This is a genomic window from Pseudomonas sp. 51_B (genome assembly GCF_017491595.1).
GTDB lineage: Bacteria > Pseudomonadota > Gammaproteobacteria > Pseudomonadales > Pseudomonadaceae > Aquipseudomonas > Aquipseudomonas promysalinigenes.
In genome coordinates this window covers 298,266-324,717 of sequence record NZ_JAFGYW010000002.1, presented here as the reverse complement: position 1 = coordinate 324,717, position 26,452 = coordinate 298,266, and the positions used below count along the sequence as shown (strand labels likewise).

Annotated in this window: 23 protein-coding genes, 4 pseudogenes and 1 riboswitch; of the genes and pseudogenes, 11 read left to right on the top strand and 16 right to left on the bottom strand. The window is 58.4% G+C overall.

What is annotated here, in order from left to right; translation table 11 throughout:
* Nucleotides 1-13: 13 nt before the first annotated feature.
* Entirely contained in the window at nt 14-2,554 is a 2,541-nt protein-coding gene (locus J5M56_RS04605; protein WP_207869988.1) for an HWE histidine kinase domain-containing protein, read from the bottom strand.
* Nucleotides 2,555-2,763: 209 nt separating this feature from the next.
* Here J5M56_RS04605 and J5M56_RS04600 point away from each other — a divergent pair, with 209 nt between their 5' ends.
* Complete coding sequence (locus tag J5M56_RS04600) at nt 2,764-3,396, top strand: dTMP kinase (RefSeq protein WP_207869986.1); 633 nt, start codon at nt 2,764-2,766, stop codon at nt 3,394-3,396.
* Here J5M56_RS04600 and J5M56_RS04595 read toward each other — a convergent pair whose 3' ends face one another.
* Complete coding sequence (locus J5M56_RS04595; RefSeq protein ID WP_207870152.1) at nt 3,397-4,404, bottom strand: zinc-binding alcohol dehydrogenase family protein; 1,008 nt, start codon at nt 4,402-4,404, stop codon at nt 3,397-3,399. It lies immediately after the preceding gene.
* A gap of 304 nt (nt 4,405-4,708) precedes the next feature.
* Here J5M56_RS04595 and J5M56_RS04590 point away from each other — a divergent pair, with 304 nt between their 5' ends.
* Nucleotides 4,709-5,122, top strand: a complete 414-nt coding sequence (locus J5M56_RS04590; RefSeq protein WP_207870149.1) for a DUF393 domain-containing protein — start codon at nt 4,709-4,711, stop codon at nt 5,120-5,122.
* Between the two features lie 56 nt (nt 5,123-5,178).
* Entirely contained in the window at nt 5,179-5,634 is a 456-nt protein-coding gene (locus J5M56_RS04585) for a DUF3429 domain-containing protein (RefSeq protein ID WP_207869984.1), read from the top strand.
* 25 nt (nt 5,635-5,659) lie between these two features.
* On the opposite strand, the gene J5M56_RS04580 is transcribed toward J5M56_RS04585, so the two are convergent.
* Together J5M56_RS04580 and J5M56_RS04575 are read right to left on the bottom strand one after the other, a co-directional pair.
* A complete protein-coding gene (locus J5M56_RS04580; RefSeq protein WP_207869982.1) occupies nt 5,660-6,142 on the bottom strand; it encodes a DMT family transporter in 483 nt (160 codons plus the stop codon).
* A gap of 11 nt (nt 6,143-6,153) precedes the next feature.
* Complete coding sequence (locus tag J5M56_RS04575; protein WP_186477250.1) at nt 6,154-6,579, bottom strand: DMT family transporter; 426 nt, start codon at nt 6,577-6,579, stop codon at nt 6,154-6,156.
* A 122-nt stretch (nt 6,580-6,701) separates the two neighbouring features.
* On the opposite strand from J5M56_RS04575, the gene J5M56_RS04570 reads away from it, so the two are divergent.
* Entirely contained in the window at nt 6,702-7,631 is a 930-nt protein-coding gene (locus J5M56_RS04570; protein WP_186477251.1) for a LysR family transcriptional regulator, read from the top strand.
* Between the two features lie 84 nt (nt 7,632-7,715).
* Here J5M56_RS04570 and J5M56_RS04565 read toward each other — a convergent pair whose 3' ends face one another.
* From J5M56_RS04565 to nikA, 7 genes and pseudogenes are all read right to left on the bottom strand, one after another.
* On the bottom strand, nt 7,716-9,809 hold the full coding sequence (locus J5M56_RS04565) for an acyltransferase family protein (RefSeq protein WP_207869980.1): 2,094 nt from the start codon (nt 9,807-9,809) through the stop codon (nt 7,716-7,718).
* Between the two features lie 593 nt (nt 9,810-10,402).
* A pseudogene (locus tag J5M56_RS04555) lies at nt 10,403-10,603 on the bottom strand (sigma-54-dependent Fis family transcriptional regulator); the annotation flags it as partial.
* 44 nt (nt 10,604-10,647) lie between these two features.
* A complete protein-coding gene (gene nikE / locus J5M56_RS04550) occupies nt 10,648-11,463 on the bottom strand; it encodes a nickel import ATP-binding protein NikE (RefSeq protein ID WP_207869976.1) in 816 nt (271 codons plus the stop codon).
* A complete protein-coding gene (gene nikD, locus J5M56_RS04545) occupies nt 11,460-12,230 on the bottom strand; it encodes a nickel import ATP-binding protein NikD (RefSeq protein WP_207869974.1) in 771 nt (256 codons plus the stop codon). Before nikD ends, nikE begins: the two co-directional genes overlap by 4 nt.
* A complete protein-coding gene (gene nikC / locus J5M56_RS04540) occupies nt 12,231-13,076 on the bottom strand; it encodes a nickel ABC transporter permease subunit NikC (protein ID WP_207869972.1) in 846 nt (281 codons plus the stop codon).
* Nucleotides 13,073-14,014 (bottom strand): nickel ABC transporter permease subunit NikB, encoded by a 942-nt coding sequence (gene nikB, locus J5M56_RS04535; protein WP_207869970.1) that lies wholly within the window; start codon nt 14,012-14,014, stop codon nt 13,073-13,075. The genes nikC and nikB overlap by 4 nt, the downstream gene beginning before the upstream one ends.
* A 1-nt stretch (nt 14,015) precedes the next feature.
* Nucleotides 14,016-15,590: a nickel ABC transporter substrate-binding protein gene (gene nikA / locus J5M56_RS04530; protein WP_207869968.1), complete on the bottom strand. Its 1,575-nt coding sequence runs from the start codon at nt 15,588-15,590 to the stop codon at nt 14,016-14,018.
* 87 nt (nt 15,591-15,677) lie between these two features.
* Here nikA and nikR point away from each other — a divergent pair, with 87 nt between their 5' ends.
* The 5 genes and pseudogenes from nikR to J5M56_RS27210 form a co-directional block, all read left to right on the top strand.
* Entirely contained in the window at nt 15,678-16,094 is a 417-nt protein-coding gene (gene nikR, locus J5M56_RS04525) for a nickel-responsive transcriptional regulator NikR (RefSeq protein ID WP_207869966.1), read from the top strand.
* A 52-nt stretch (nt 16,095-16,146) separates the two neighbouring features.
* A riboswitch (cobalamin riboswitch) is annotated at nt 16,147-16,354 on the top strand.
* 104 nt (nt 16,355-16,458) lie between these two features.
* On the top strand, nt 16,459-18,597 hold the full coding sequence (locus J5M56_RS04520) for a TonB-dependent receptor (protein ID WP_207869964.1): 2,139 nt from the start codon (nt 16,459-16,461) through the stop codon (nt 18,595-18,597).
* Between the two features lie 48 nt (nt 18,598-18,645).
* Nucleotides 18,646-18,825: pseudogene (locus J5M56_RS04515) on the top strand (ATP-binding cassette domain-containing protein); the annotation flags it as partial.
* A gap of 16 nt (nt 18,826-18,841) precedes the next feature.
* Nucleotides 18,842-19,039: pseudogene (locus J5M56_RS04510) on the top strand (integrase core domain-containing protein); the annotation flags it as partial.
* 864 nt (nt 19,040-19,903) lie between these two features.
* Nucleotides 19,904-20,021 (top strand): annotated as a pseudogene (locus J5M56_RS27210) (VOC family protein); the annotation flags it as partial.
* Between the two features lie 199 nt (nt 20,022-20,220).
* On the opposite strand, the gene J5M56_RS04505 reads toward J5M56_RS27210, so the two are convergent.
* A complete protein-coding gene (locus J5M56_RS04505; RefSeq protein ID WP_207869962.1) occupies nt 20,221-20,784 on the bottom strand; it encodes an ImmA/IrrE family metallo-endopeptidase in 564 nt (187 codons plus the stop codon).
* 528 nt (nt 20,785-21,312) lie between these two features.
* Nucleotides 21,313-22,215, bottom strand: coding sequence for a LysR family transcriptional regulator (locus tag J5M56_RS04500; protein WP_207869959.1), 903 nt, complete (start codon nt 22,213-22,215; stop codon nt 21,313-21,315).
* 101 nt (nt 22,216-22,316) lie between these two features.
* On the opposite strand from J5M56_RS04500, the gene J5M56_RS04495 reads away from it, so the two are divergent.
* Complete coding sequence (locus J5M56_RS04495) at nt 22,317-23,309, top strand: zinc-binding dehydrogenase (protein ID WP_207869957.1); 993 nt, start codon at nt 22,317-22,319, stop codon at nt 23,307-23,309.
* Nucleotides 23,310-23,337: 28 nt separating this feature from the next.
* Nucleotides 23,338-23,640 (top strand): putative quinol monooxygenase, encoded by a 303-nt coding sequence (locus J5M56_RS04490; RefSeq protein WP_207869955.1) that lies wholly within the window; start codon nt 23,338-23,340, stop codon nt 23,638-23,640.
* 176 nt (nt 23,641-23,816) lie between these two features.
* Here the strand turns inward: J5M56_RS04490 and J5M56_RS04485 are convergent, their stop codons facing one another.
* The 3 genes from J5M56_RS04485 to J5M56_RS04475 form a co-directional block, all read right to left on the bottom strand.
* Entirely contained in the window at nt 23,817-24,797 is a 981-nt protein-coding gene (locus J5M56_RS04485) for a TerC family protein (RefSeq protein WP_207869954.1), read from the bottom strand.
* Between the two features lie 376 nt (nt 24,798-25,173).
* Nucleotides 25,174-25,734 (bottom strand): GTP cyclohydrolase I FolE, encoded by a 561-nt coding sequence (gene folE / locus J5M56_RS04480; RefSeq protein WP_207869952.1) that lies wholly within the window; start codon nt 25,732-25,734, stop codon nt 25,174-25,176.
* A gap of 9 nt (nt 25,735-25,743) precedes the next feature.
* Nucleotides 25,744-26,133, bottom strand: a complete 390-nt coding sequence (locus J5M56_RS04475) for a DCC1-like thiol-disulfide oxidoreductase family protein (RefSeq protein ID WP_243430499.1) — start codon at nt 26,131-26,133, stop codon at nt 25,744-25,746.
* Nucleotides 26,134-26,452: the final 319 nt, after the last annotated feature.

The window sequence follows — 26,452 nt, the reverse complement described above, 5'->3', positions numbered from 1 at the left end:
TGCCTGCTGCCGGTCATGGAGCAAGCAGTTCTTGCAGGCTGGCCAGAATGGTATTGGCATCGTAGGGCTTGCGGATCACTTTCACGTGTTGCAGGTGCTGGGCAATGCTGGCGCCGTCGCCATAGCCGGTGGCGAACACGAACGGCACACCTCTTCGCGCCAGTTCATCTGCAACATTGACCGAAGTCCCAGTGCCCAGATTGATGTCCAGTATCGCTACATCGGGTGTTCGGCTGGCCAGCACCTTCATGGCTTCGCTCTCTGAGCCTGCGGTGATGACATCGGTGACCTGGGCGTCGTTGAGTATCTGCTCCAAGCCCACGGCAATCACCAACTGATCTTCCAGGATGAGTACACAGGCATCGTTGTACGCGGCCAGCACGTTGCTCTGTTGCGCTAACTGCGTGACAGGGCAGGGGCTCTCGGGGTCTGTGCTCAATGACAGGTGCCGGGACGGGATCTTGAAAAAGCCCTGCAGCCCTTCAGGCAGGTATTCGACTCTGCTGGTGCCACCTAGGTCGAATGGGATGCTGCGGTCGATCAGCACTGTGCCAAAGCCTGTGCGCCTGGGCGCAAGAACCGTTGGCCCATGGTATTCACGCCAAGTGATGTCGCAGGCCTGACCGGCGTCGAGTTCCCACGTGACACTGAGCTTGCCACCGGCTCTGGACAGTGCTCCGTACTTGGCCGCATTGGTGGCGAGCTCGTGCAGCACCAAGGCCATGACCGAATACGCCCGCGCATCGAGAATCACGTTGGGCCCATTGAGCTCAATCGCGCCGGCTGACGTGCGGTACGGCGATAACTCGGCGTCGAGCAAGGTTGCCAGGCGCCCCCCACCATCACCGCGCACGACCTGGTCGTGGGCCAGGGAAAGTGCGTGGATGCGGCCTTTGAGGTTTGCCACATAGTCCTTGATGCTCTGCTGCTCGGACACGGGGTGAGCAACCAGCGCACCGATCAGTGACAGAATGTTCTTGACCCGATGGTTGAGCTCTTCATTGAGCATGCGCTGGCGGATATCAGCCTTCGAGCGCTCATTGGCGAGCAGTTCAGTGTTGTGCAGCACCACTTCGACGATCGCTTTGCGAATTGCCTCGCCAAATTGCCGATCCTGTTCGCTCCAGGGCACCGACTGCTGATGCACGGTTTCTTTCCAGATCGCGAAGCTCTTGCGTGGCGTCAAGCGGTCGCCAAGTGCACCTGTCTCGTACGTTTTGTTCGGGTCGCCGGCCCAATCCAAGGTTTCCACGACCTCCTTGCGAAACAGCATGAGGTAGTCCCTTGGCGTTTGCGACATCGGGATAATCAGCACACCGGAGGCTTGCGTGGCGTATTGTTGGGCTGCAGGGTGCGTCATCGAAAGCCGGTTGGATGCCCAGGTCTTGCCCGCGGCAATGCTCTGTGCAAGGGCCAGCAGGTCGGCGATGGCAGCGTGGGGCGGCGTCAGCCCGTTCGACACCCAGCGCCCTTGGATCGACATGCCGATGCCGTCGCAGGGTATCAGCGACTGGAATTGACCGAGCCGCGACTGGAAGAACGTCTCGATGTTCGCAGTACGGTTGGCATCGCTGAGCAACGCATCCAGCGCCTTGTGGACGTTGACCGCCGCGCTCAGGTGCTCACGGGTACGCAGCGTCTGTATGTGCAGCGAGAAGAACTCACCGAACATTTCGGCCGCTACCCGTTGCCCCATGCTCAGCGAACGGGGTGAGTAATGGTGGCAGGCGATCAGCCCCCATAGTGCGCCATCGACGATCACCGAAATCGACATGGATGCGCCGACGCCCATGTTGGTCAGGTATTCACAGTGCACCGGTGACACGCTCCGCAAGTGAGCGTAGGAAAGGTCTAAGGGTTCGCCGGATGGATCCAACACCGGGTCGATCGCAACGCGCTGGTAGGCGACGTCGGAAATGACCCGGATCGGGTTGCGCAGGTAAAGGGCGCGGGCCTGTTGGGGAATATCGGACCCGGGGAAGTACTGGCCGAGGAAGCTTTCCAGGTCGCCGCGCTTGGCTTCGGCCACAACCTTGCCGGCACCGTCACTTCCCAGCTGGTAAATCATCACCCGGTCATAACCGAGCACCGCACGCACGAACCGGGCGGCATCTCGGAACAGTTTCAGTGGCTGGTCAACCTCACGCAATTGAGCAATGAGCGTACGTGCCATTTCGATGGGCTCGGCGATGCCGGCGCCAGCGGGCTCGAACTCGATGATTGCGCTGCCCTTGAATAAATGGGTCGAGACATCGAACGTGCGGCCCGACGGCAGCACCACGCTGAAGGTCTGCGAGGGGCGTGCGCCCTCACGGGTGCGGGCGAGCGAATTACGCAGGGTGTGTGCCACCTCGTGGCCGAGCAGGGCGCTCAGTTGCTGACCATTGATTGCACAGGTCAAGCCGAGCATTGTCGGCAGATTTACCGAATGGCGCAGTACCACGGTCGCTGAGGCATCGCAGGCCAGCAAACAGCCGTGGGGCTGAATGCTGCCAGGGATTTGGATTGGCTCTCGATCACAGTTAGTCAGATTGATCTGGGGGTCGAAGGGCATCGGTCCTGTGCCGTTAGGTGAGGTGAGTATTTCACCTACAGTACAGCATCGCTTCGCTCAAACGCCGCGTAAAAATTCAAAAAAAGCTGGAAAACACTGAAGGAGTACAAATGTGCTCTTGGCCTTGCGGCTGCTCAAATGCAATACCTTGAGTGTTTCGATGCATCATACTCACCCTCTCTTCAGCAACTAACCAAACCTTGCCAAACATGCCCCGTCCTTTATTCATTGCGCTGGATGGCCCCAAGGGCACCGGCAAAACTACGTTGCTGGAGGCGGTCACCCAGGCATTGAGGGCCGCCAACCACAAGGTGGTCAGGCTGTGCGAAAAGAAAAGCGACCCCTTCAGGGGGCCGACCATGACGTTGGTGAATCAGTTGGCCAGAAACCACAGCCAGGCCCTGGAGTTGCAGGTATGCGAGCGCCTGGCCGAGAGTCGCGCGTGGATTACCAGGAATGTGTTGCCCAAGCAGCCTGGCGACAGCATCATTCTCATCGACCGTTGGTACCCCTCCGATGCCGCTTTTCGCCGGTCGGTGCCCTTTTCGCAAATACTGCGAATGAACCGCGAACGCAATGTGCAAGTGCCGGACTTGCACGTTGGCGTGGTCACTTCGCCCGATACCTCGTGGGCGAGGGCTGCGGCACGCAACCGCGGGTTGGGCAGTACAGTGATGTACAGGCTGCAAGAGCAGGTCGCCTGTACCGAAGCCTTCGAGCGGGCGGTTGCGGATCAGGGCTGGATGCTATGCCGCAACGAGGGCACCATCGCCGAGGCCACGCGCCAAGTGGTCACAGCGATCGAGGATGTCATCGAGGCATCCCTCGGTCGTTATCCCTGATCAAAATCCCTCAAGAACGATTTTACCTTTGGCCTTGCCGCTCTCGATGAGCGCATGAGCCCGCTTGAGATTAGCGGCGTTGATGGTACCGAAGTGTTCGCCCATGGTGGTCTTGAGTACCCCTTCATCGACCAGTTGCGAAACGCGCTGCAGCAGATGGTGCTGGTTGACCATGTCTTGGGTCTGGTAGAGCGAGCGCGTGAACATCAGCTCCCAGTGCAAGGACAGCGATTTGCGCTTGAGCGGCACCACATCGAGCTGTGCGGGATCGTCGATCAATGCGAGCTTGCCCTGAGGCCGGAGCACCTCGACCAATTGAGCCAGGTAGGTGTCGGTGTGCGTCAGGCTGATTACATAATCAACTGGATCGAGTTCCAGCGCTGCTAACTGCGGTTGCAGCGCTTGCGAATGATCGACCACATGATGCGCGCCCAGCGCCTTGACCCATTGTTGCGTCTGCGGCCGGGATGCGCTGGCAATCACTGTCAGTTGCGTAAGCTTGCTGGCAAGTTGAATCAATATCGAGCCAACACCCCCACCAGCACCAATGACCAGAAGACGTTTGCCCTGGCCGCCGTCAGCTTCAATGCCCAAACGGTCGAACAACAGTTCCCAGGCTGTGATGGAGGTCAGGGGCAGGGCGGCGGCGCTAGCGTTATCCAGGGTACGGGGCTTACGGCCCACAATGCGTTCGTCTACCAGGTGATACTCACTGTACGTGCCAGGCCGGTCGATGGCACCGGCATAGAACACTTCATCGCCCGGCTGAAACAATGTCACTTCGGCGCCTATTTCGCGTACCACCCCAACCGCGTCCCAGCCAAGCACTTGGGGTTGGTCTGCGCCCCGGCTTGCACGGATTTTGGTATCTACCGGGTTGACGGCAATCGCCTTGATTTCCACCAGCAGATCGTGGGCCCCAGGCTTGGGTACGGGTAACTCGGCGTCGTACAGCGACTGTGGGTCTTCAATGGGTAAACCGGGTTGGGTGTAGACGATGGCCTTCATGGGCTGGACCTCTTGATGGATAGCGAACAAGCCTATTCGTTTGAATTGGCTGAAAAAACCGCTCGAACGCAGTAATACTTTCACACTTATAGTGAAAATTCGGCTGTCATCCTCACGGCTTCAGACTGATGAGACAAAGCCCGCCTGTGCTGAGCTTCATCATCACTTCACCTTGACCTCTTCGGTTTATTCGACCCCCCAGTTGCGAAGGGCTCTTGTCGGATCGGGGGTAAGATCAGCTATTGCGATTTTTTCTGCTTCAGCTAACTTGTACAGATTCCTGTACAAGAATGAGTGTTTGTACATGTTTTATAAGTGGCCATTGACACTGTATTACGATGGCGCCTGCCCTTTGTGCGCAAGGGAGATTGCCTTTCTACGCAAACGGTCCACTGAGGCGAGGCTGTGCTTGGTGGACATCCGCAGCCCCGATTTCGACCCAACGCCTCTGGGTTTGACGGTGGCGCAATTAACCTCGTGCTTGCATGCAAGGTTCGCCAGCGGGCAGTGGGTCACGGGCCTGGATGCCACGCTCTGGGCATGGCGCGCAGCAAACGCAGCCGTATGGGTCGCGCCATTGGCATGGCGACCATTACGTCCCTTGCTCGAAGTTTGTTACCGGTTGTTCTGCCGTTTGCGTCCGAGCTTGCACTGGCTACCGCACCCCGACGGTGCAAGCCGATGCAACAGCGGAGCATCCAAATGTGACACGCGTTAACCGTGTACGATTTTTCAGTACCCTGCATCGGTTTTGCCGCAACTAGAGAGGTGCCCATGAGCGAACTTTCTTCACCCCTACCGCCAGGTCGATTTACCGTGCTGGGCTACGGTGGGCTGCTACCGTTCATTGCTTTGACGGTACTGATCATAAGCAAGGCTTCGTTCGAGGCCTTGGCAGCAGTAGCAATCGTGAGCTATGGCGCTGTAATACTAAGCTTCATCGGCGCCCTTCACTGGGGGTTTGCCATGCTGCTCCCAGGCCTGGAGGCCAAGGAGCGTCAAAACCGGTTGCTGTGGAGTGTAATCCCGGCATTGCTCGGTTGGGCCTGCACACTGATGCCTGCGGCGCTGGCTTGTTTTGCTCTGGCCTGCGGGTTCGTGGCTCATCTTTGGCAAGATCGCAGCCTGCCGCAGAATCTACCCGCCTGGTACCGGCCAATGCGCCTGCGTTTGACGGCGGTGGCAGCCCTGTGTCTGTCACTGTCCGCGCTTGCACTCACGTACTCCTGACAGACGTGTACAAGGCTGCCCCCACTCACTCTGCGAGTGATGCCTGCATCTGTCGATCGCTCTCGCGAACGGCATTACTGCGATAGATAAGCACCAGAGCGATGGCAAGCAGCACCAAGGCAGCAAGCCGGTTGGTGCCAAGTGGAATGACCGGATTGCCAAACCAACCAAAGTGATCGATCAGCAAACTCATCAGCAGTTGGCCACTGATGACCGATACCGTTGCCACCGCAGTACCCACACGGGGGATAGCAAAGACGATAGCCAGCATGTAGATCACCCCGAAAAACGCGCCAGTGACCTGCCAACGCGCAACGGTGAACAAATTCCAGGCGTGTGGCGGTTCCAGAAAGAATGCCAGCAAGAAACTAACCATGGTGCCCATGACAAAGGTCAACCAGGCACTTTCCAGCACCCCGACATCTGCGCCAAGGCGACCATTGACAGCCGATTGCGCGCAGAGCACGGCACCACCGAGTACAACAACCAACAGCATCACAACAACCATTACGGTTCTCCTCAGTGAATGAGCCACAGCGCGGCAAGGATGGCGACCAAGGCGCCTACCCGATATCGGTCGACATGGCGCTTGGCGCTACCGAGCAAACCCCAATGGTCGATGATCAGGCTCGAGCCAAGTTGACCGAACAGAATCCCCACCATGGTCAACCCAACACCAATGTGAGGGGTGGCGATGGTCAATGCGCCGACGTATATCGGCCCTAGTACGCCGCCACTGAGCATCCAGCGCGGCTGTGCGAACAATGTGCTCAAGCGCGGGCGGCCAAAAATCAGCCCGAAAGTCAGCAGTAGTGAGCCAATCGCAAAGATCCCCAACGTGGCCCAAAGGTGACCGACCTGCGAACCTAATGGGCCCAGCAGGCCGGCCTCGACTGAGAGCCCCATGCCTGCCAGAACAACTAACGGAATGATCCAAAAGCGCATTATCAAAGCCATCTCGTGGGTAGAATTGGCAGATGATATTTTCTTGCTGTAAGTGCCACAATTGAGCCGTATAGCAAGACATAATTGCGATTCCAGCAATGCTATAGAGGCGATCGACCCGTATGCACCTCAAAGCCCATCGGTACTTCGCCATGGTGGCTGCAACAGGCAGTTTTGCGGCCACCGCGCGGCACTTTCAGGTACCCGCATCGTCCGTTTCACGATTCATAGCTGCCCTTGAAAAAGAACTCGGGCAACAACTGCTGTACCGCAATACCCGTGCGGTCAGCCTCACCGATGCCGGCGAGCGGTATTTTCTGCAAGTTCGCGAAGTGTTGGAGTTACTGGACGCAGCCAACGAAGATGCTGCAGGGAAGGGGGGTGACATTCGCGGGCTGGTTAAACTCAATGCCCCGGTGGCGCTGGGGCGGCTGCATCTAGCCCATTTGGTCGAAAGGCTACATGCACAATACCCCGAGCTGATTGTCGAACTGATGCTTTCGGACCTGTACATCGACCCGGTTCTGGAGGGTGTCGATATCACCATCAGGGTCGGGCATCTGGAGAACTCGGCACTCATAGGCCGCAAAATCTGCGATCAGCGCTACGTGCTGTGTGCAAGTGCAGCGTATCTTGCCAAGCACGGCGCGCCTCACACCCCGCAAGAGCTGAGAGCCCACAGCTGCCTGGTATACAAAGGGCAGGCAGGGATGCAGCGCTGGCACTTCAGACGACAACCCGATCACCAGCTTGAGGTGATCGATGTGCAAGGCCCCCTGCGCAGCAATAATGCTGATGCGCTCGTCGAGGCTGCACTCGGTGGAATGGGCATCGTGTTATTTCCGACGTGGTTATTCAGCAGAGCGTACTTCAGCGAAGGGCGCTTGGTGCAATTGCTGCCTGAGTGGACGGGCTCCATCGAGCCGGTGACGAGCCAGATTCATCTGATTTCACCTGAAAACCGACTTCGTTCGAAAAAAGTCAGAGCCGTATCGCAGTTCTTGCTCGATGCCATAGGGTCGCCGCCCTACTGGGATGACATTACGGTATAGGCCAGCGGCCACTACGCTGATTGGACGCGTGCTGATCTGACGGGCTGCGTGCATGACTCAGCAGCCCGATGACCAGCTCGATCCTCAATCGCTTATCGACGCGCTTTTGAAGGGATTGCCTTTTGCCTGCAAGTAGAGCCTGCCCATCGCCTTGGAGGCGAAGTCGGTGATGTGGCCAATGTCTCGGTAGATCGGCAGGCCATCGATCAACAGCTTGCACTGGCCATCTGTGCATTGAACATCCTTGGGGTCAATTACCAGCAAGTTCGGGTGTGCTTGTTTGGCGTCCATGAACAGTTGCGCAAGCCAAGGGTTTTCTTCAGGTTGCGCAACGCTGGTGGCGCAGTGTTGTTCCTTGATCGTACTTCTGAGTTTGATCGTGCGGTACAGGCAATCATTGGCGCCTTCGGGCATGACGATATTGCTCTTGAGTAGCACGGGCGTGGCGCCGGACTGCGCGATGATTTCCAGGCTCTTGAGCAAAGCGGCCTTCATCCGTTCGCGCGAGAGGGCCTCAGAGCGCGGATCGTCAATCGACCACACCACCGCGCTGCTGTCGGCATATGTGTCCCACGTCAGGCCGATAATCACGTAGTCATAGTGGTTTTGAGCAATCTGCTGGTGATAAGCGGTCGCAGCCGCGTTGCATTTCTTGTAAAGCGCATGCTTGTATTTCCACCAGTCATAGAGATAGACATCGGGCAGGGCCAGGCAGCCTGGGTAACCTTGAGCGGTGACGGAGATGCCGGCGTCCTTGCTGAGCGTGTCCACCAAGCCCCAGAAATGGTTGGAATAAGAGTCGCCCATCAGCAGCGCGCGCTTGCCGGCACCTGGCAGGCCCAGTACACAACTGCTGTCGGAGCCGTCGGTAGCGCCGCCCAGGCAAGGTTCGCGCTGGGGGATTTCACTTGCCTTGAGGCGCGGCAGGATGTCCGTCGCAGCGCTGCCAAAACGCTTTATCCACCCATCGGCGCGGTCGCCTGCCGAGTGCAGCGCTGAGAACGCAATGGCAGGGATGACGAGCAGAAGGATCAGAGTCTTGCCAAACCCTAGGCGTACCCGGCGTAACGGTTTTTCGATCAGGTAATAGGAGGCGATACCTAATGCGAGCGATGCGCTGAAGTAGCCGGCGAGCACCGCCGGGGTCTTTTCCAAGCCCAGGTAGGTGATGATCGCGATCACTGGCCAATGCCATAAGTACAACGAGTACGAAATGGTCCCGACGAACACCAACGCAGGCCAGCTCAACAAGTTGGAGCTGATGCCGCTTTGGCCAACCTGCGCACAGACCAAAAGCGCTGTCGCCACGCAGATCACGATGGCGTAGATGCCTGGGTAAGCTGTCGTCGGTATGGACTGGGTGGCGGCGTAGATCACTACGCCCAACGCTAGCAGGCCAAGGGCCGACGCGCTGAAGCGGCTGAGCCGTTGCCGGTCGTTGGCGAACACCGCGGCGCATGAGCCGATCAGCAGCTCAAAAATGCGCGCCAGGAACGCGTAGTAGCTTTTGTCGGGCGTGGCCTTGGCGATCAACAAGGCCATGGCGATCGAGCTGATGGTGAGTATCACGACCGCGATCTTCAATCGGTGCGGCGCCAGATAACGCGTCAGCGCCATCAGCCCGAGCGGCAGCACGATGTACCACTGCCATTCCACCGCCAGCGACCAGGTGTGCAGCAAGGGTAGCGTGGCCGCTTCTGGGGTGGCATAACCGTCGGTAGCTTTCGAGAAGAATTGGTTGGACAGCAGCAGGCTGGTGTACTTCTCGCTTTTCAGAAAGTCGACAAAGTCCTTGGGCAGGTATAGCAGGCTGGCGACGCCGAGGGTGACGATCAAAAGCGTCAATATGGCCGGCTGCAGCCGCCATAAGCGTCTGACGTAGAACTGCTTGAGGCTGAATTCACCCCGGCTTGCCGCGTTGAGGATGATCGTTGTGGTGAGATACCCCGAGATCACGAAGAAAATGTCGACGCCGATGAACCCGGAGGGGAACAGGGACAGGCCACCGTGATAAATCAGCACGAGCAACACAGCGACGCCGCGCAGCCCGTCGATATCCGCGCGGTAAGACGTTGGCTGCCGGGCGGATTTGACCGTGTCTGGATTGGCGTGGGGTTTATCAGCCTGTTCGCCCGAGGGGGCCGGGGCTTTGAGTATCAGATTCTGATCGGTCGACACGGTGCCACATCCTATTGCATTGAGGGCTCTTTGACGCGGCAGCGCACGCGAACAAAAGGTTGCGAGTCTAGCAAATGTGCATTACGAAGCGTCATCGATTCTCTTGGCGTCATCCAGGACAGTCTTACGTCAGTTTTTCGATATATTGGGTTCAGGCAATGGAGGAGGTAAATGAAGCGATTCAGCGGGTAGGCGCCCTGAAGTTCATCGCAAGCACGGCGTGACGGCAGATGGGCAGCGTCAGTGCATCGCCATCGGCTAGGTACTGCTCAAGAATGCGCTGATTCTGTTGATTGACGAGGCCACTTCAAGCCTCGACTCGATACCCGAGCGCTTCATCCAGTGCAACTGGACGAAATCATGCAAGACAAGACCGTCGTGGTTGTTGCGCATGGTCTTTCGACCGGCGCTCATCTGGACCGCATTCTGGTGTTCGACGAGGGGGCCGGTGTTGGAAGATAACCGGCATGACCATTTGCTGAGCCAGGGAAGTTGCTATGCGCAACTGTGGAGTCAGCAAGTTAACGATGAAGTGGGTCCAGGCGGTGTGAGTGAAGGCTCTGCGAGCACCGTTGGTGGCGCTCGCGTGATGGTCAGACAGACAGGTGCAGCACTCGCTCACCGGGTTGCGCCTGGGCGGGGCGACGTCTATTAACCTTCAACTCGCCCAAGTTGATCAGCAGCGTGCGGGTGACATTACGGCTCAGGCCCAACAGCTCAGCGGTGTGCACCTGATTGTGATGGCAGAAACGGTACGCTGCGCCCAGCAATGTGCGCTGGACCTGCTCGTGCAGGTTTTCCAGCTGTCATGGGCCGATCGCATTCAGTGCTAAATTGTTCAAACGCGAGACCGCCTGACCTTATCGTTGGTCTTTCTGGGACGCTCAGGCAGCACTGCGGCTTGCAGCTGCTGCCCGGCGGGGTGGTCGAACGCCAGATCACCTTTCACCACGCGGTCCTCGACGATGCGTCCTGCGTCCAGCACGACCACCCGCTGGCAGAAGTAACGCACCAGGCTCAGGTCATGTGTGATCAGCATGAACGCGGTGCCGTTGTCGCGGCGCAGTGCGTCAAGGCGTTGCAGCAGTTGCAGTTGCAGGGCCCGATCCAGGTTCGACAGTGCCTCGTCGAGTACCACCAGTTTTGGCGAGATCGCCAGTGCGCGGGCAATGTTGGCCCGCTGTAGCTGACCACCGCTGAGCTGCTGCGGCAGGCGTTCGGCATGCTCGGCGCCAAGCCCCATCTGCTCCAGCAACTCAACGCAACGAGCGTGGCGGGCTGCCTCATTCAAGTCGCTCAAATGACGCAGGGGCTCGGTGATGCTCCAGCCGATGCTACGTTGCGGGTTAAAGGCGCCCGGCGCGTCCTGGAACACCAGCTGCACGGTACGCTGGAAGGCCCGTGCCTGTTCGCCGCGCAATTGGCTGACGGGCTGGCCGGCGAAAGTCACCTGGCCCTGGCTTGGGGTTTCCAACCCAAGCAGCAGGCGGGCGAGGGTGCTTTTGCCATTGCCGCTGCTGCCCAGCAAACCGAGCGATTCGCCTGGTTGCAGCTGCAGGTCGATGCCGTCTAGTACTTGGAGCCAGCCGCGTTTGTGCAGCAGGCCGCCGGTGCGGTAGCGATGGCTCAGGTTGTGGGCGTGCAGCAGGCTCATAGGTGGCTCCCACAGAGGGTCTGGTGGGCGTCGAGAAGCGTTCGAGCGGTGGCGCTGGCCGGGTGCTCGAACAGCACGTGCACGGGCTGGCGTTCAACGATGCGGCCAGCGTCCATCACGGCTACCTGATCGGCGCAGCGGGCGACCACGCCCATGTCGTGGGTGACCAGCAGCACGCCCAGGCCATGCCGTTCGACCAGCTGCATCAGCACGTCGAGAAAACGTGCCTGGCTCAGGGCGTCAAGGTCGCTGGTGGGCTCGTCGGCCAACAGGAAAGGGGTTTCGGCCATCAGCGCCAGCGCGATCATCATGCGTTGCAGCATGCCGCCACTGAGTTGAAAGGCGAACGATTGCAGGACCCGTGCATGATCTGCCAGGCCCACGGCGCTCAGGCACTCTGCCATGCGCTCGCGGGCAGCGGCGCCGGTGGTGCCGCGCAGGCGTAGCGTCTCCCGCCCGTGGCTGGCCATGTCGCGTACTGGGTTGAAGGCGCTGCGCGGGTTTTGCAGCACCAGGCTGGCCAGGCGGCCGCGTGCCTGGGCGGCGCTCACGGGCTGGCCGTCGAGCAGCAACTGGCCCCGCGTGCGCACTACGCCGGCCGGCAACAGGTCGAGCATGCCCAGGCAGCTGAGCGACTTGCCCGAACCACTCGCCCCGACCAGGGCACAGACTTCGCCGCGGCGCAGTTGCAGGTCGACGCCATGCACCAGCCGTCCGGCTTGAGCCTCGATACGCAGGTCACGCACTTCAAGGGTCGATGGGGTCATCTAGTGGAGCTCCCGGGTCGGGTCGAGGCGGTCGCGCAGGGCATCGCCCAGCAGGTTGAAGGCCATCACCGAGAAGAAGATCATCAGCCCCGGTAACAGCAGCAGTTGTGGGTGGGTCCAGATGAATTCCTTGGCATCGTTGATCATCACGCCCCATTCGGCTGTCGGTGGTGTCACCCCCAGGCCCAGGAAGGACAAGCCCGAGACGTGCAGCATCATGTGCCCGATGTCCATGGTTGCCAGCACCAGCAGCGGGCCGGCGATATTGGGCAGAACATGCTGGCGCAGACGGTTCCAGCGCGAAGCACCGGCCAGCCGCGCGGCCAGCACGTATTCGCGTCCACGCTGGGCGATCACCATGCCGCGTACCATGCGTGCATACCAGGCCCAATGCGACAGGGCAATGGCGACGATCACGTTGGTCAGGCCGGTGCCGAGCAAGGTGACGAAGAAGAACGCCAGCACCAGCGTCGGGAAGGTCATGAACATGTCGCACAGGCGCATCAGCCACAGGTCTATCCGCCCGCCGACGAAACCCGCTACGCCGCCCACGGCCAGCCCGAGGGCCAGGACAAGTGCCAGGGTTAGCATCACGCTGCCCAACGACAGGCGAGTGCCGACGATCAGGCGCGAGAGCAGGTCGCGGCCCAGGTGGTCGGTGCCCAGCCAATGGCTGGCGTCCGGCGGCAGCAGGCGCTGGCTGAGGTCGACCAGGTCGGGATCGTGTGGCGCCAGCCACTGGCCGAGCATGGCCAGTACCACCAGCAGGCCGACCAGCACCGAACCCAGAACCAGGCCAGCATGACCGGCCAGTGCCGGTCGACGAATTACCGAGAGCGTGCTCATGCGCTTGCGCCCTCCAGTCGGCTGCGCGGATCGAGCCAGGCGTAGCACACGTCCACCACGAGGTTGCAGACCATCAGCAAGCCGGTCAGCAGCAGGGTGAAGCACTGCATCACCGGGAAATCGCGGTTGAGCACCGCCGAGACGGCAAAGCGGCCCACGCCGGGCCAGGCGAAGATGGTCTCAATCACCAGCGCGCCCCCGATCAACTCGCCCACGTGCATGCCGGTGGCGGTGACGAAGGGCAGCCAGGCGTTGCGCAACACATGGTCGCGCCACACCTGACGCTCGGGCAGGCCGCGGGCGCGGGCATAGGTGACATGCCGCTGGCCGCTGGCTTCGAGCAGGCTGGCGCGCAGCAGGCGGGCGTTGATCGACATCGACATCAGCGCAATGGCCAGCACCGGCATGATCAAGTGCCCGGCCGTGCCGCGCCCAAGTGGCGGCAGCCAACCCAGCCACAGCGAGAACAGCGCGATCAGCAAGAATGCCAGCCAGAAGTTGGGCATCGACACGCCTAGGAAGGTCACCGCGCGCACCGCATGGTCGGGCCAGCGGCCCTGCCAGCGTGCCCCCAGCAGCCCCAGCGGAATCGATAGCAACAGTGTGCAGGCCAGGGCCAGGCCACCCAGTTGCAAAGTGGCGGGCAGGTAATACAGCAGGTCATCGAGCACCGGGCGGCCGGTGAGGAAGGAGATCCCGAAGTCCAGGTGCAGGGCGTTCCACAGCCAACTCAGGTATTGCGCGTACAAGGGCCGGTCCAGCCCCAGGGTGTAGCGCACCTCGGCGATGGCCGCATCGGTCGGTGGGATGTGCGACAAGCGCAGGTAATCCAGCGCCGGGTCCGTGCTGCCCAGGTGTAACAGCACGAACACCAGCAGCGACACGCCGAACATCACCGGCACCAGCAACACCAGGCGCATCAAGATATAGCGCAGCATGTCAGGGCTCCTGCCTGGGTGTCATGGCCTCGAACGGCACGTCGAACAGGGTGCTGCCGAACTGCACGTGCGCCACCGAGTCACGCCGCACGCTGATGGCGGTGAGGTGCGAGATCGGCAGGTACACCGCCTGTTCGTGAAGGGTGGTGAGGATGAAACGGTATTGCTCGGCGCGTTGTCGCTCGTCGGTGCTGGCCAGCACCTGGCCGATGCGTTGGTCGAGCTCGTCCTTGATCGCCAGGCCGCGCTGGGCCATGTAGTCGGCGTGCCCGGCATAGCGCATCGAGCTGACGAACGAATGCGGATCGTAGGGCGCGCCCCAGGTATCGGCGAAGATCATGCCGAAATCACCGTCGCGCTGGCGGCGGACCAAGCCACCTTCTTCCACGGCGCGCAGTTCGATGTGGATACCGACCTTGGCCAGCTCGCCCTGCAGCACTTCGGCCAGGCTTTTCTGCAGGGCGCTGGTGCCGAGAAACACCAGTTCGATTGTAAGTGGCTCGCCGCCCTTGCTGCGCACGGACGCGCCGGGGGCGAGTGTCCAGCCTGCGGCCTCCAATTCCTGCATCGCCTGAGCGGGGTCGTACGGGTAGGGTTTCAGACCGATGTCTGCGTACGGCATGTTGCTGGCGAACAGTGTGTCGGCCTTGGGCTCCAGGCCGTAAAGGATCTTGTCGATGATTGCCTGCTTGTCCACCGCCTCGTTGATCGCCTGGCGCACCGCCAGGTCGCGGGTGGCACCACGGCCAGTGTTCATGGCCAGCGTGCGCGTAGCCAGTGGCGCCGACAGTGCCGTGGCATAGCCCTGCTCGCGCAGGCGCACGAAGGTGCCTGCGGTGATCTCGCCTGCGGCGCCCTGGATCAGTTCCACTTCACCAGCCTGTAGCGCCAGCGCACGGCTGTTGGGGTCGGGGATGACCTTGACCATGACCTCGTCGTAGGCCGGCTTCGGCCCCCAGTACAGCGGGTTGCGCTCGAAGCGGTCGAACTCGCCCAGACGAGACTCGGCACGTACCCAGGGCCCGGTACCGACGGGCTGCCCAGGCTTGGCAGCAGGCGCGCCGAAGCGCAGCGGGCGAACCTGGGCCAGCTCCATCAGGGTGGGGTAGTAAGGGTGCTTGAGCACCAGGCGCAAGGTCAGCCGATCAGGGGCCTCTACGTGGTCGAGGGTGCTGACCAATTCCATCCAGCGGTGGCGTTGGCGGTTGGCCAGGGCCGCATCTAGGTTGGCCTTGGCGGCCGCAGCATCGAACACACTGCCATCGCTGAAGCGCACCCCGTCGCGCAGGGTGAAGGTGTAGGTCTTGCCGTCTTCGGAGATCTTCCAACCGGTGGCCAGCCACGGCTCGACAGTGCCGGCGTGGGTGTAGCGCACCAGTGGTTCATACACCATTGCCTGGGCGTACATCTGATTCGGCGAGTAGCCGCGCGGGTCGAGCGGGCCCGCGTTGACGGGCCAGGAGTACACCAGTGTCGGGCTTGGCGCCTGGGTGTCGGCGGCTTGAGCGAAGGTACTCGCCGCGAGCCAGAAGATGCCCCACAGGGCGGGCTTTCGTTTGCCAGGCTGCTGCTTCACACTGCGTCCCCCACTTCTACGGAGGCCGTAGGCTAAAGAGTGGTGGGTATGATGTCTATGTAAAATCATCTTACTGGAAGTTACAAAATGCAACGGATCACCATCACGCTGGACGAAGATCTGCTGGATCTCATCGATCGGCGAGTGGATGCGCAGGGTTATCAAGGGCGCTCGGAGGCCATTCGCGATCTGCTGCGCAGCGGCCTGCGCGAAGCCGAGGCATTGCCCGAAGAGGCGCCGTGCGTGGCGGTGGTCAGCTATCTGTACGACCACGCCAGCCGCGAATTGCCCAAGCGCCTCAACCAGACCCTGCATGCCCACCATGAACTGACGCGCTCCACATTGCACGTGCACCTGGATGCCGGCCATTGCCTGGAAGTTTCGGTGCTGCAAGGGCCGAGCGGGGCACTTGAGCGCCTGTCCCGACAATTGACGGTGGAGCGTGGGGTCGAGCATGGGCATGTGCATGTCCTTCCCGCACCGCGGCATGGGGAAGGTGAGTGAGGCCGTCCCTTGAGTTGCCGCCTGCGCTTGACGTAGCGGCACTTTGATGTTCCCCTGCGCGCCTATTTCAGGTGCCCCTTGCCGTCGAGCCTGGGGTGAAACGGGAAGCCGGTTCGTCATCGCGTGATGATCAGTCCGGCGCTGCCCCCGCAACGGTATGCGAGCGAAGCATTCGAAAGACCACTGTGCCCTGGCATGGGAAGGTGAATGCTTCATGACCCTCGCGAGCCCGGAGACCGGCCTGAAGCATATATAGGCAACCCGCGGTGGGCGGGCGCAGGCCGGTTTGCGTAGGCGCACGCCTGCGTTTCCCTGTGCGTTTATCCCTCCGGGCTTCTTCCATTCCTGCTTCAAGTGGAACGACATGTCCCGACTTTCGCTGTTCAGTCCTTTGCCCGCTTCTATGCGGCGTGCCAGCCTGGCGCCCTGCCTGTTGCTGTGCGTTTCGGCCCAGGCCGCCGAAACCGATCAAGCCCTGGCCTTACCGGCCACCGATGTGACCGGTGTCGCAGAGGTGAACCCTCAGCCAGACCTGCATACGCCGACCACCAGCGGCTCGCGCCTGAATCTCACTGCTTTGGAGACGCCTGCCAGTGTCACTAGCATCAGTTCGGCGCAAATCCTCGAGCGCAACAATGCCAGCGTCCAGGACGCGGTGACCCGCTCCCCCGGTATCACCTTCATCGGCACGCCCGGCAACGGCGGCACGGCCCTGTCGGCGCGGGGCTTTACCGGGCACAGTTCGACCATGCAGTTGTATGACGGCACCCGCCTGTATGTCGGAGCGGGCACGGTCACCTTCCCGGTAGACACCTGGTCGGTTGAGCGTATCGACATCCTGCGTGGCCCGGCGTCGGTGCTGTACGGCGAAGGCGCTACCGGCGCGGCGGTAAACGTGGTGCCGAAAAAGCCGTTCGAGGGTGAGATCCGTAACCATCTTCGCCTGGGTTACGGCTCCGATGATCGTCGCCAGATGGCCCTGGACAGCGGTGGTTCGCTGAGCGATACCCTAAGCTATCGGCTGAATCTGAACAAACTGGCCAGCAACGGCTGGGTCGACCGTGGCGATTCGCAGAGCCTCGCCCTCAGTGGCTCGCTGCGTTGGCAGCCGCATGACGACTTGAGCGTCACCCTCAGCCATGACTACGCCGACCAGGACCCGCAGCAGTATTTCGGCACGCCGCTGGTGGACGGGCATTTGCGTGAGTCGCTGCGCGACCACAACTACAACGTCGACAACGCCGAAGTGCACTACAACGACCAGTCCACGCGGTTGGTCACCGATTGGCAGATCAACGACAACCTCAGCGCCAGCAACCAGCTGTACTTCCTCAAGGTCCAGCGCCGCTGGCGCAATGCCGAAAGCTACACCTGGCAACCGGGTGACCAGATCCTGCGCAGCAACTTCATCAGCATCAAGCAGACCGAAGAGCAGATCGGCGACCGCCAGACCTTCACCCTGCAGCACTCGCTGTTTGGCCTGGACAGCCAGACGGTGGTCGGCGCCGATTACAACTCCATCCGTTTCGTGCGCAAGCACGACTTCGGCAACACCCTGAGCGACACCGTGCCGCTGTCCGGTTCCGGGGGTGGCGAGTACATCAGCAATGACCCGTTCCGCAGCCGTGAAGCCAACCAGGCCCGGCAGTTCTCGCTGTTTGCCGAGAACCGCACGCAGTTGACCGATCGACTGTCGCTGATCACCGGCGTGCGCCGCGACCAGGTGCACCTGAACCGCGAGGACTTGCTCGCCGACACCCGCAGCGATCGCAGTCTGTCGGGGGACAACTGGCGGGCGGGGCTTGTGTTCGCCCTGACCGAGGACCTGTCGGTCTACGGCCAGTACGCCACTAGCACCGAGGGCGTGAGCAACCTGCTGACCCTTAACGCCGCCCAGCAGCAATGGGACCTGAGCACGGCCAAGCAGACCGAGGTCGGCATCAAGCAGATGCTGCCCGAAGGGCGAGGGGAGTGGACGCTGGCGGCGTACCACATCGTCAAGAAGAAGTTGCTGAGCACCGACCCACTGAACCCGACATTGCAACAGCAGGTAGGCCAGCAGTCATCGGATGGCCTCGAGGCGACCCTGGAACTGCGCCTGCCGTACGAGCTGCAACTGTCGGCGAACGCGGCCTGGGTACGGGCCAGGTACGACGAGTTCGCCAGTGCTGGCAACGACTATTCGGGCAACCGGCCGATCAACGTGCCGCGGCGCACGGCCAACCTGTGGCTCAGCAAGGACTTCGGCGAGCGCTTCAGCGCAGGCGCCGGGGCCCGTTACGTCGACAGCCGCTATGCGGACAACGCCAACACCGTCAAGGTGCCAGGCTACACCGTGGTCGATGCCAACTTCGACTGGCACGTACAAGCGGACCTGACCTTGGGCCTGCAGTTGAACAACCTGTTCGACCGCCTGTACGCCACCAGCACCGACAATAATGGCCGGCAGTGGTACCTGGGCGAGCCACGTTCGTTCTTCGTCACGGCGGACTACAGCTTCTGACACGATTGCACCGGCCAGCCGGCCGGTGCCTTGCTGAGGTGGCACGGCATGACAACGCTGAATATCGAAGCCCTGGACTGGGCGTTGAAGGCGCCGGGGCGCCAGCCAAGGACGCTGCTGCAAGGCGTGGACCTGAGGGTTGGCGCCGGTGAGTTCGTCGGCCTGATCGGCCCCAATGGCAGCGGCAAGAGCAGCCTGCTGCGCTGTGCCTATCGGGCCTGCGAGCCCAGCGCCGGGCGTGCGCCAGAGCATGAGCCGCCGAGGCAACTGTTGGGATAATGCACCGATGGAGCGAGTCTTTCACAGCTTGAAATTAGAGTGGATACCGACCACGGGCTACCTGACCGGGCAGCAAGCTCAACGAGACATTGGCCAATACCTGATGAGCCACTACAACTGGATTAGGATGCAATTTAACATAATATTCATTATGCGCATCTAAGCATTGGGCTACCAGGGCGGTGTGTGGACAGATTTGAAGACAGGACTACAGTCCTAGGAAGTAATTCCCAAGACGTTTTCGGAACTAATCCCTCAACTGCGCTGTTTTTCCTTCGATTTCAAAATTTGCTTCCAGCCAGCGTGCCGTTCGTAAGACCGTCGCTTACGTGCTGGCGATTTTCCCCTCAGTGTTTCATGAGTAGTTTCTGTTATCGCAGTGGCCACCATCTGCTGTCCAAGCCGGCACGATGCTGAACCGCGTCCGCACATGCAAAAATCCACTGTCCATCACGACGTTCGTACCACCAGTAATCGACGTCGCCAGTGCTTTGGTCTTTCGACGTCACATGCAGATGCTTAGAACCCCGGGGATGCTACGGAATGTGGAAGCATGCTTTTCTGGATGCGAGGCTTAAGCATCTCTTTACCGCAGCGGGATCTCATGAGCGCTTGATTTGATGGCGGACAGGTCCGCTAGTTGGCGCCAGAGCGTGGAGCTCTCCAATGGGCGCGTTTCACACTGAAATGCCGGTTTGAAGGCCTATCCATGGGGGTTATAAGCCACTTTTATTACGTGTAAACCACTGTAGTTAATACGTAAGAAAAGCGCTGGAGATTAACCCCAACGCCTAGTAACAGATTCTGTAGGTCTCTACTGCGCACCAGGGGGGTCAGGCAGTTCGTGAGGATGACCGATCATTTGAGGTCGTAAGCTAACCTCCTCCAGCCTCTTTTTCTCGTAATGTAGTTATAACTCCACTAAATGACTATTTAGTATAGTTATAAGGCGTGCGCGTCAACTCATTGCTCTAACATTGTCCGGGCCGGAATGCATTTCGTCAGTCCTCCTGCGCTGAGTTTGCCCGTGATCGATCACCTAGACCATTTCGTAATCACCACCTTCGACATGCAAGCCTGCACGGACCTCTACACCCGCGTACCGGGCATGCAACTCGAAAACCTTCGGTGCCGGCCGCCTAGCGCTCGGGCCGATCCTTTCTGTGCGTTCGCGACCCTGACCTCAACCTGATCGAGATATCCCAGCCGCTAATATTTGCCGAACGGGGCCTTAGCTTCTCGTATAGGCTGGACACCCAGCGGCAGCGACTGCTGCCGGGGTATTCGACCCAGAGGGCATACTCCTCCACAGGTTGACGCATACTTCCCTAGCGACCGGAGCGCTTACCCTTTGACTAGACGCGAGTGGGCCGCGGAAGTTGGGCGCGAGCTGTCGGCATCCCCACCCTGCCCCTTCAAGACATTCAGCATCAGGTCAAAGGTCAACTCGTTGATCTCCTCAGGCGGAATGGCCAGCTGCGCGGCCACCGCCGATTTGCTCAGCCCTTCGGCCCGTAACGCCGCGAAAATCTTTACCAAAACCTCCGAGCGCTCATGTTGCATCGGCTGCGGCTCCTTGGTGCGGTAGCCTTGCTGGGCAATCTGAATGCATAAGGTTCGATAGGTCCAATCCGAGCTGAGGCCCAGGCCGTGCAAGCGATGGTTCAATGCGGCAACCGAGACGGCCCATACCCGCTTGAATTTGATCAAGCTGTTCAAGGTGATCGAGCGCGGTGCACTTGCCAGTACGCTTGCGCGCGGCATCAGAAATGCCGACGCGAAAGCGTTCGCCTCGCGCTCCAAATCAGGGCCCTGAGGATGGGCGTGTTGGTGCCTAACCAGATGGCCCAATTCATGCGCCGCATCAAACCGGCATCGTTCCGCTGACTTATACGTGTTGAGGAACATTAACGGGCGCTCCCGCTCCACATGGAGAATGCGTCAACTTCCTTGGCGTCGATGGCTAGTGAGTAGACCCGAACTCCTTTCGACTCCAGCAAAAGAATGAGGTTTTTAATCGGCTGCTCACCGAGCTGCCTGAGCTAGACGATGTGCTAGATTCGCCAGCGGGAGGTTCTTTCAGCGGAGTGACTGATGAAGCGCTGTCAAAAATCGCCGACGTAGAGTCTCCATCTCTGCGTCGACATGCGACAAAAACCTGATGTGATTTATGTTACTTCCGTAAAGAATGGCCCTGCGCCGACGCGCTAATCGTTCCACTTGCGAGAATCGTTGACGGTTAGGCCATGTCCGGCACTCACCGCTTCGGACGATCCGCAAGGGCCTTTGCGATCAACGGGTGATAGCGTGCGAAGCTGACAGTAACAGCTTCAGCGAAGTTCATGTAGCATGGCAGCATGTGCAGGCTTTACCATGCAGTAATTATCCCAAGACACTGCTGGGGTGAGGTCGTTGACGCTCGTGCCCCACTCAAACTCATATTACCTCGGCCTCAATCGGATGCATCGTGGCCCATTCTTTGAAGTGCTCGATGAATGCTCGCACAGGTGGGGCCATATTCTCCCTGGACGGGTACATGGCATAGACGCCTACATTCGGCTCCACATTCCAGTCGGGCAACGCCTCGACCAACCTGCCTGATACAAGATCGGGTTTGACATGCCAATCTGCCAAGAGCGCAATGCCATGGCCATCCAACGCCATCTGCCTGACGACCTCCGCCTGGCTCGATTCGAATCGGCGCTTGATCTTGATCGATTGCTGGCTTCCACCTTTGGACAGTGACCAATTAGCTTCTTTCCCTACAATGAGACCATCCAGACTCGAAAGGTCTCTGGGCAACCGGGGTACCCCGACCTTGTCCCAATATCCGGGAGCACCACAAATCACTCGCCGTGAATCGCTGATACGCTGTGCAATCATGGAAGAATCCGCCAACACACCATGGCGGATGGCCAGGTCAAAACCTTTTGCGACGACATCGACGATCTGGTCAGTAGGGTGAAGATCTACTACAACCTTTGGATAGGCAACCAGAAAGCTGCTCAGCACTCGAGCAAGGTAGCCCTGTGCGAACGTGGCAGAAGCTGTGATACGTAACGATCCTGAGACGTCCTGCGCTTCAGAAAAAGTCCGCTCCACCTCCATGACGCCATCTAGTATCTGCCTAGCAAACCGTTGGAGCTTTTCGGCATCAGCGGTTGGACTTAATTTCCGAGTCGTTCTGTTGAAAAGCCTTCGCCCAAGCCGATGCTCAAGGGCAAGCAATTTCTTGCTCCCTCCCGCTGCTGTGAGATCCAGCCGCTGAGCCGCCGCACGTATGGTTCCCTCCTCATACACGGCAAGAAACAAACGGAGCTCATCGAGGGAATCGAGCATGAAGATTAACAACTTTTAAGACCGAATGAAGCAACAAGAATAGCATATTCACGAATTTGCATCGCTGATAGATTTTGAGTTTTCAAGCGGAGCGACAATCAATGCAAGCAATCGTGATAAACCAGCACGGCCAGTCGGATGTATTTGAAGAAATCGAAACACCTCCCCCTTCAGCACGACCAGGCCACGTCGTCATTGATGTTATGGCCACCAGTGTTAACCCAGTTGATACCAAGATTCGCAGCGGGAGCGAAGGCACCGCGGGTCTCACCTTTCCAGCTATCCTTCATATGGACGTCGCCGGCATCATCAGCTCCGTGGGTGAAGGCGTTAGCCAATTCAAGGTAGGTGATGAGGTTTATGGATGCGTCGGAGGAATCGTGGGTATTCCTGGCGCCTTGGCGGAGCAAGTTGAAGCTGACGCAAGATTGATCGCTTTCAAACCCGCCTCACTGGATTTTGCTGATGCTGCGAGTCTTCCGCTCGTGGCAATCACTGCCTGGGAGGCTTTGATTGATCGAGCCTCTATCCAGCCGGATGATGCAGTTTTGGTTCATGGCGGAACGGGTGGCGTCGGCCACATCGGCATTCAGTTGGCTAAACTGATGGGAGCCCGTGTAACCACTACGGTCTCGACTGCACAGAAAGCAGAGATTGCCCGATCACTGGGTGCCGACGAGGTGGCCTTCTATCGGGAAGAGTCGCCAGAAGAATACACCAGCCGTATTACCAACGGCTCTGGCTTTCACACAGTGTTCGATACGCTGGGCGGCGCCGTGCTCACGAATTCGCTGAAGGCTGCCAAGCTCAAGGGTCATGTCATATCCATTATCGGCTACGACACCTACGACCTCACAGATATGCATTTCAAGGCACTACGGCTGGACTTAGTCTTCATGGCTGTATCAATCATCCATGATCTTGACCGTAGTCATCACGGCAAGATTCTCACGAAGCTAAGCAGTCTGGTGGATCGCGGCTTAGTCAAACCCCTTATCGACGAACGACATCCATTCACAGCTGAAGGTGTGAAAGCAGCTCATGCCCGCCTGGAGTCCGGAGAGGCTATAGGTAAAATCGTCATCACTCGGTAAACCGGTTTCCCCCTTGGAGCGAGATTATATGCCTAACAATTTACCCATTGTGATTATCGCAAGATTGAAAGCGGAAGCAGGTCTGGAACGAGAACTGTTAACCGAGCTCCGCAGCTTGGTCGAGGCATCTCAAAAAGAAGAGGGATGTATCCAGTACACCCTCCATCGATTAGAGGATGTACCTACCGACTTCTTGATTTATGAGATCTGGAAAAGTCCGAAATCTTTGGATGAGCACACGCTACAGCCGCACTACCTAAATTTCTCCTTGAAAGCAGCAAGTATGCTGGCCGAGCAACCGACCATCGATAAATTCGAGAAAGTCATGTAGCAGCAAAATCTAGAGCAACCTCCCTTGCGGATGAGACTCAATTTTTCGCAAGGGATTACCTGAAAAAGCTGGAACATCGGAATCCCTAAGCCACAGCTATAGAGCTGGATCGGTACTCTGAGTTGTAAGAATCTGGTTTCTTTTTTCTCGCCGTAGCCGTGAGCCTAGGTAGCGGGTTAAAGCTTGCCGAGCTTTCTAGTTTTCCAAAGAGACAGCAACACACCGCCAATCAGAAGGCCAATTGTAACGCTCAGAGAAATCTCTGCAGGTACCTTGCCCACGATATCGTGAAGGAAAATCTTCGTACCTATGAAGACAAGCACCAAGGCCAAGGCATACTTAAGATAAGCGAAGCGGCTTATCATCGCAGCCAGCGCAAAATACAGCGCCCGCAACCCTAGTATGGCAAAAATGTTAGAGGTATAGACAATGAAGGGATCCTGAGTGATAGCAAAAATCGCGGGAACGCTATCAACAGCGAAGACCAAGTCAGCACACTCAATAAGAATCAAAGCAAGAAATAGCGGTGTTACCCATAACACCTTTTTACCTGAGTCATTGGGCAGCCGCACCAGGAAATTCTGACCATGCAATTCCTTGGTTACGGGCAAATGACTACGGAGATACTTGACGAACCGGTTATTCTCCAGATCAGGCGCATGATCCACACGAGCGAATAGCATCTTTATCCCCGTGAAAACCAAGAAAGCTCCGAAAAAGTAAAGTATCCAGCTGAACTGCGCAATGAGCGCGGCCCCCAAGCCTATCATAATGGCCCTCAAGACGATGACTCCCATAATCCCCCAGAACAGCACTCTATGCTGAAACTCTCTAGGGATGGCCAGGAAGCTAAATATTAATGCGATAACGAATACGTTATCCATCGACAGGGACTTCTCAATCAGGAAGCCAGTCACATAGTCCATACTGGCGTCGCTGCCTTTCTGGAAGTAGACCCAAACAGCGAACAGTAGGCCCATGCTGATATAGCCAGCTGATAGCAGCAAGCTCTCTTTGACGCCAATCTCTCGATTCCCTCTATGGAGAACCCCTAAGTCAAGCGCTAGCAGAGTTAATACCACAGCAAAAAAGGAAAGCCAGAGCCACAGATCAGTGCCCAGGACATCCTGAGAGAGATACGCATTTAGGGCAGTCATGAGCCCCTCCTATATAGTCGTAGTTTAACAACTATGACTCCGACATGGCGGCTACTAACCGTCAGAGGGGCCCGGCGTCACACATCAAGATTTTATCCAATCAAACAACCTTGCAAGAGGAAAAATTTTACTAATTATTTCTCCAGTATACTCGGCATTGGATCATCCCGAGCTGCCGAATCACACATCAAAGGTCACTCATTGATGGCCTGCAAAACCCGCCAAGCGCTAGACCGATTAGTTAGCAAGCGCTTCTGGCAAACGAAAGCACTGAAAGCCGTCACGCACAGGGCTGACCTTGTCTAGGTGGTACCGCCTCAACAAACGGCAGCAAGCCACTATTGCCCAAGACTTTAAAACGACTTGGAGATAACTTTCAGGTGTGTCGCCCAATAAGGTTGAGAAATTCGTGCCGGGTAGGTTGAGAGTCTCGGAACTCACCCAGCATTACCGATGAAATCATCACTGAGTTCTGCTTTTCTACACCTCGCATCATCATGCACATGTGCTTGGCCTCGATAACGACGCCGACACCTGCCGCATCAGTCACTTCCTGCATGGCACACGCAATCTGTCTAGTCAAATTCTCTTGAATCTGCAAACGGCGAGCAAACATATCAACTAAACGCGCCACTTTGGAAAGCCCTAATACTCGTCCTGTTGGCAGATAGGCGACATGCGCTTTCCCAATAAACGGCAACATGTGATGCTCGCACAATGAGTACAACTCAATATCGCGAACCACCACCATCTCATCATTCTGACTTTCGAATAAAGCGCCATTGACTATCTCAGCTAGGCTCTGGGTATAGCCATTGCATAGATATTGCATCGCTTTGGCAGCACGCTGAGGTGTGTCCAAGAGCCCTTCTCGTTGCGGGTTTTCACCAACCCCAACAAGGATTTCACGATAATGCTCGGCTAGCGAATGTGACATTTGTATTCCTCACCTTTGCAACGTTGCCATACCCTCGGGATGGGGTAACAAGGCCAAACTTGGTCTCAAACGACAGAACACCCTGTACAGAACTGAAAGCAAAGGACATAGCGGACGCCAAGCCAGTGGAGCTGGCCACATCCCAACACCGGCAGCACGCCCGCTCCAAAGGCTAGCGTCCAAGCCTGTTACCCAATGATCGTTTGCAAACCTAGCGTGCAAGCACGATCTCAATTGCTCAATAGACAGGCCCTGAGGTATCGAATCGAAGTCATCGCCATGGATATCGATCAGGATGAGCTTTGCTGCAGTCGAATACCTGCGCAGGAAGGCCACCTCCCTGGCGCACCATGGATAGGAACCGTCGAAATGAAGGGGCAGAGGCCATCGGGAATACATGTACAATATCTCAATTCTGTACAGTTGTTGTATAAGTTAGCGGAACCCGTGAAATTAGCAATGGCCGTGATGACGGATCACCTCACAAGCTTGCATCCGCTTGAGGCTGGCGGGATCTGCGCCTTTTACAGATTGCGGTAGGCGACCTGAGTCATCAGATGACAGTCGAGATCGGAACGTACTGGTTTATACGAGAGTGCGATAGTTGCATCGCTTTTGAGGCGCTGCGAAAGCCAGCTAGCGCAAACCAAAGTTGGAGGTGTCGTCTAGAAACGGAGTGATTGAGGAAGACACCATGGGCAGCTACATGACTGTCCAA

Bases quoted from the DNA above. Each gene is read 5' to 3' on its own strand.
- nikE (WP_207869976.1), bottom strand. From the start codon at position 11,463: ATGAGCCTGCTGCACGCCCACAACCTGAGCCATCGCTACCGCACCGGC.
- J5M56_RS04605 (WP_207869988.1), bottom strand. From the start codon at position 2,554: ATGCCCTTCGACCCCCAGATCAATCTGACTAACTGTGATCGAGAGCCA.
- nikC (WP_207869972.1), bottom strand. From the start codon at position 13,076: ATGAGCACGCTCTCGGTAATTCGTCGACCGGCACTGGCCGGTCATGCT.
- J5M56_RS04595 (WP_207870152.1), bottom strand. From the start codon at position 4,404: ATGAAGGCCATCGTCTACACCCAACCCGGTTTACCCATTGAAGACCCA.
- J5M56_RS04495 (WP_207869957.1), top strand. From the start codon at position 22,317: ATGCAAGCAATCGTGATAAACCAGCACGGCCAGTCGGATGTATTTGAA.
- nikR (WP_207869966.1), top strand. From the start codon at position 15,678: ATGCAACGGATCACCATCACGCTGGACGAAGATCTGCTGGATCTCATC.
- J5M56_RS04500 (WP_207869959.1), bottom strand. From the start codon at position 22,215: ATGCTCGATTCCCTCGATGAGCTCCGTTTGTTTCTTGCCGTGTATGAG.
- J5M56_RS04485 (WP_207869954.1), bottom strand. From the start codon at position 24,797: ATGACTGCCCTAAATGCGTATCTCTCTCAGGATGTCCTGGGCACTGAT.
- J5M56_RS04600 (WP_207869986.1), top strand. From the start codon at position 2,764: ATGCCCCGTCCTTTATTCATTGCGCTGGATGGCCCCAAGGGCACCGGC.
- J5M56_RS04475 (WP_243430499.1), bottom strand. From the start codon at position 26,133: ATGTATTCCCGATGGCCTCTGCCCCTTCATTTCGACGGTTCCTATCCA.
- J5M56_RS04570 (WP_186477251.1), top strand. From the start codon at position 6,702: ATGCACCTCAAAGCCCATCGGTACTTCGCCATGGTGGCTGCAACAGGC.
- nikB (WP_207869970.1), bottom strand. From the start codon at position 14,014: ATGCTGCGCTATATCTTGATGCGCCTGGTGTTGCTGGTGCCGGTGATG.
- nikD (WP_207869974.1), bottom strand. From the start codon at position 12,230: ATGACCCCATCGACCCTTGAAGTGCGTGACCTGCGTATCGAGGCTCAA.
- J5M56_RS04490 (WP_207869955.1), top strand. From the start codon at position 23,338: ATGCCTAACAATTTACCCATTGTGATTATCGCAAGATTGAAAGCGGAA.
- J5M56_RS04580 (WP_207869982.1), bottom strand. From the start codon at position 6,142: ATGGTTGTTGTGATGCTGTTGGTTGTTGTACTCGGTGGTGCCGTGCTC.
- J5M56_RS04575 (WP_186477250.1), bottom strand. From the start codon at position 6,579: ATGCGCTTTTGGATCATTCCGTTAGTTGTTCTGGCAGGCATGGGGCTC.
- folE (WP_207869952.1), bottom strand. From the start codon at position 25,734: ATGTCACATTCGCTAGCCGAGCATTATCGTGAAATCCTTGTTGGGGTT.
- J5M56_RS04520 (WP_207869964.1), top strand. From the start codon at position 16,459: ATGTCCCGACTTTCGCTGTTCAGTCCTTTGCCCGCTTCTATGCGGCGT.
- J5M56_RS04590 (WP_207870149.1), top strand. From the start codon at position 4,709: ATGTTTTATAAGTGGCCATTGACACTGTATTACGATGGCGCCTGCCCT.
- J5M56_RS04585 (WP_207869984.1), top strand. From the start codon at position 5,179: ATGAGCGAACTTTCTTCACCCCTACCGCCAGGTCGATTTACCGTGCTG.
- J5M56_RS04505 (WP_207869962.1), bottom strand. From the start codon at position 20,784: ATGTTCCTCAACACGTATAAGTCAGCGGAACGATGCCGGTTTGATGCG.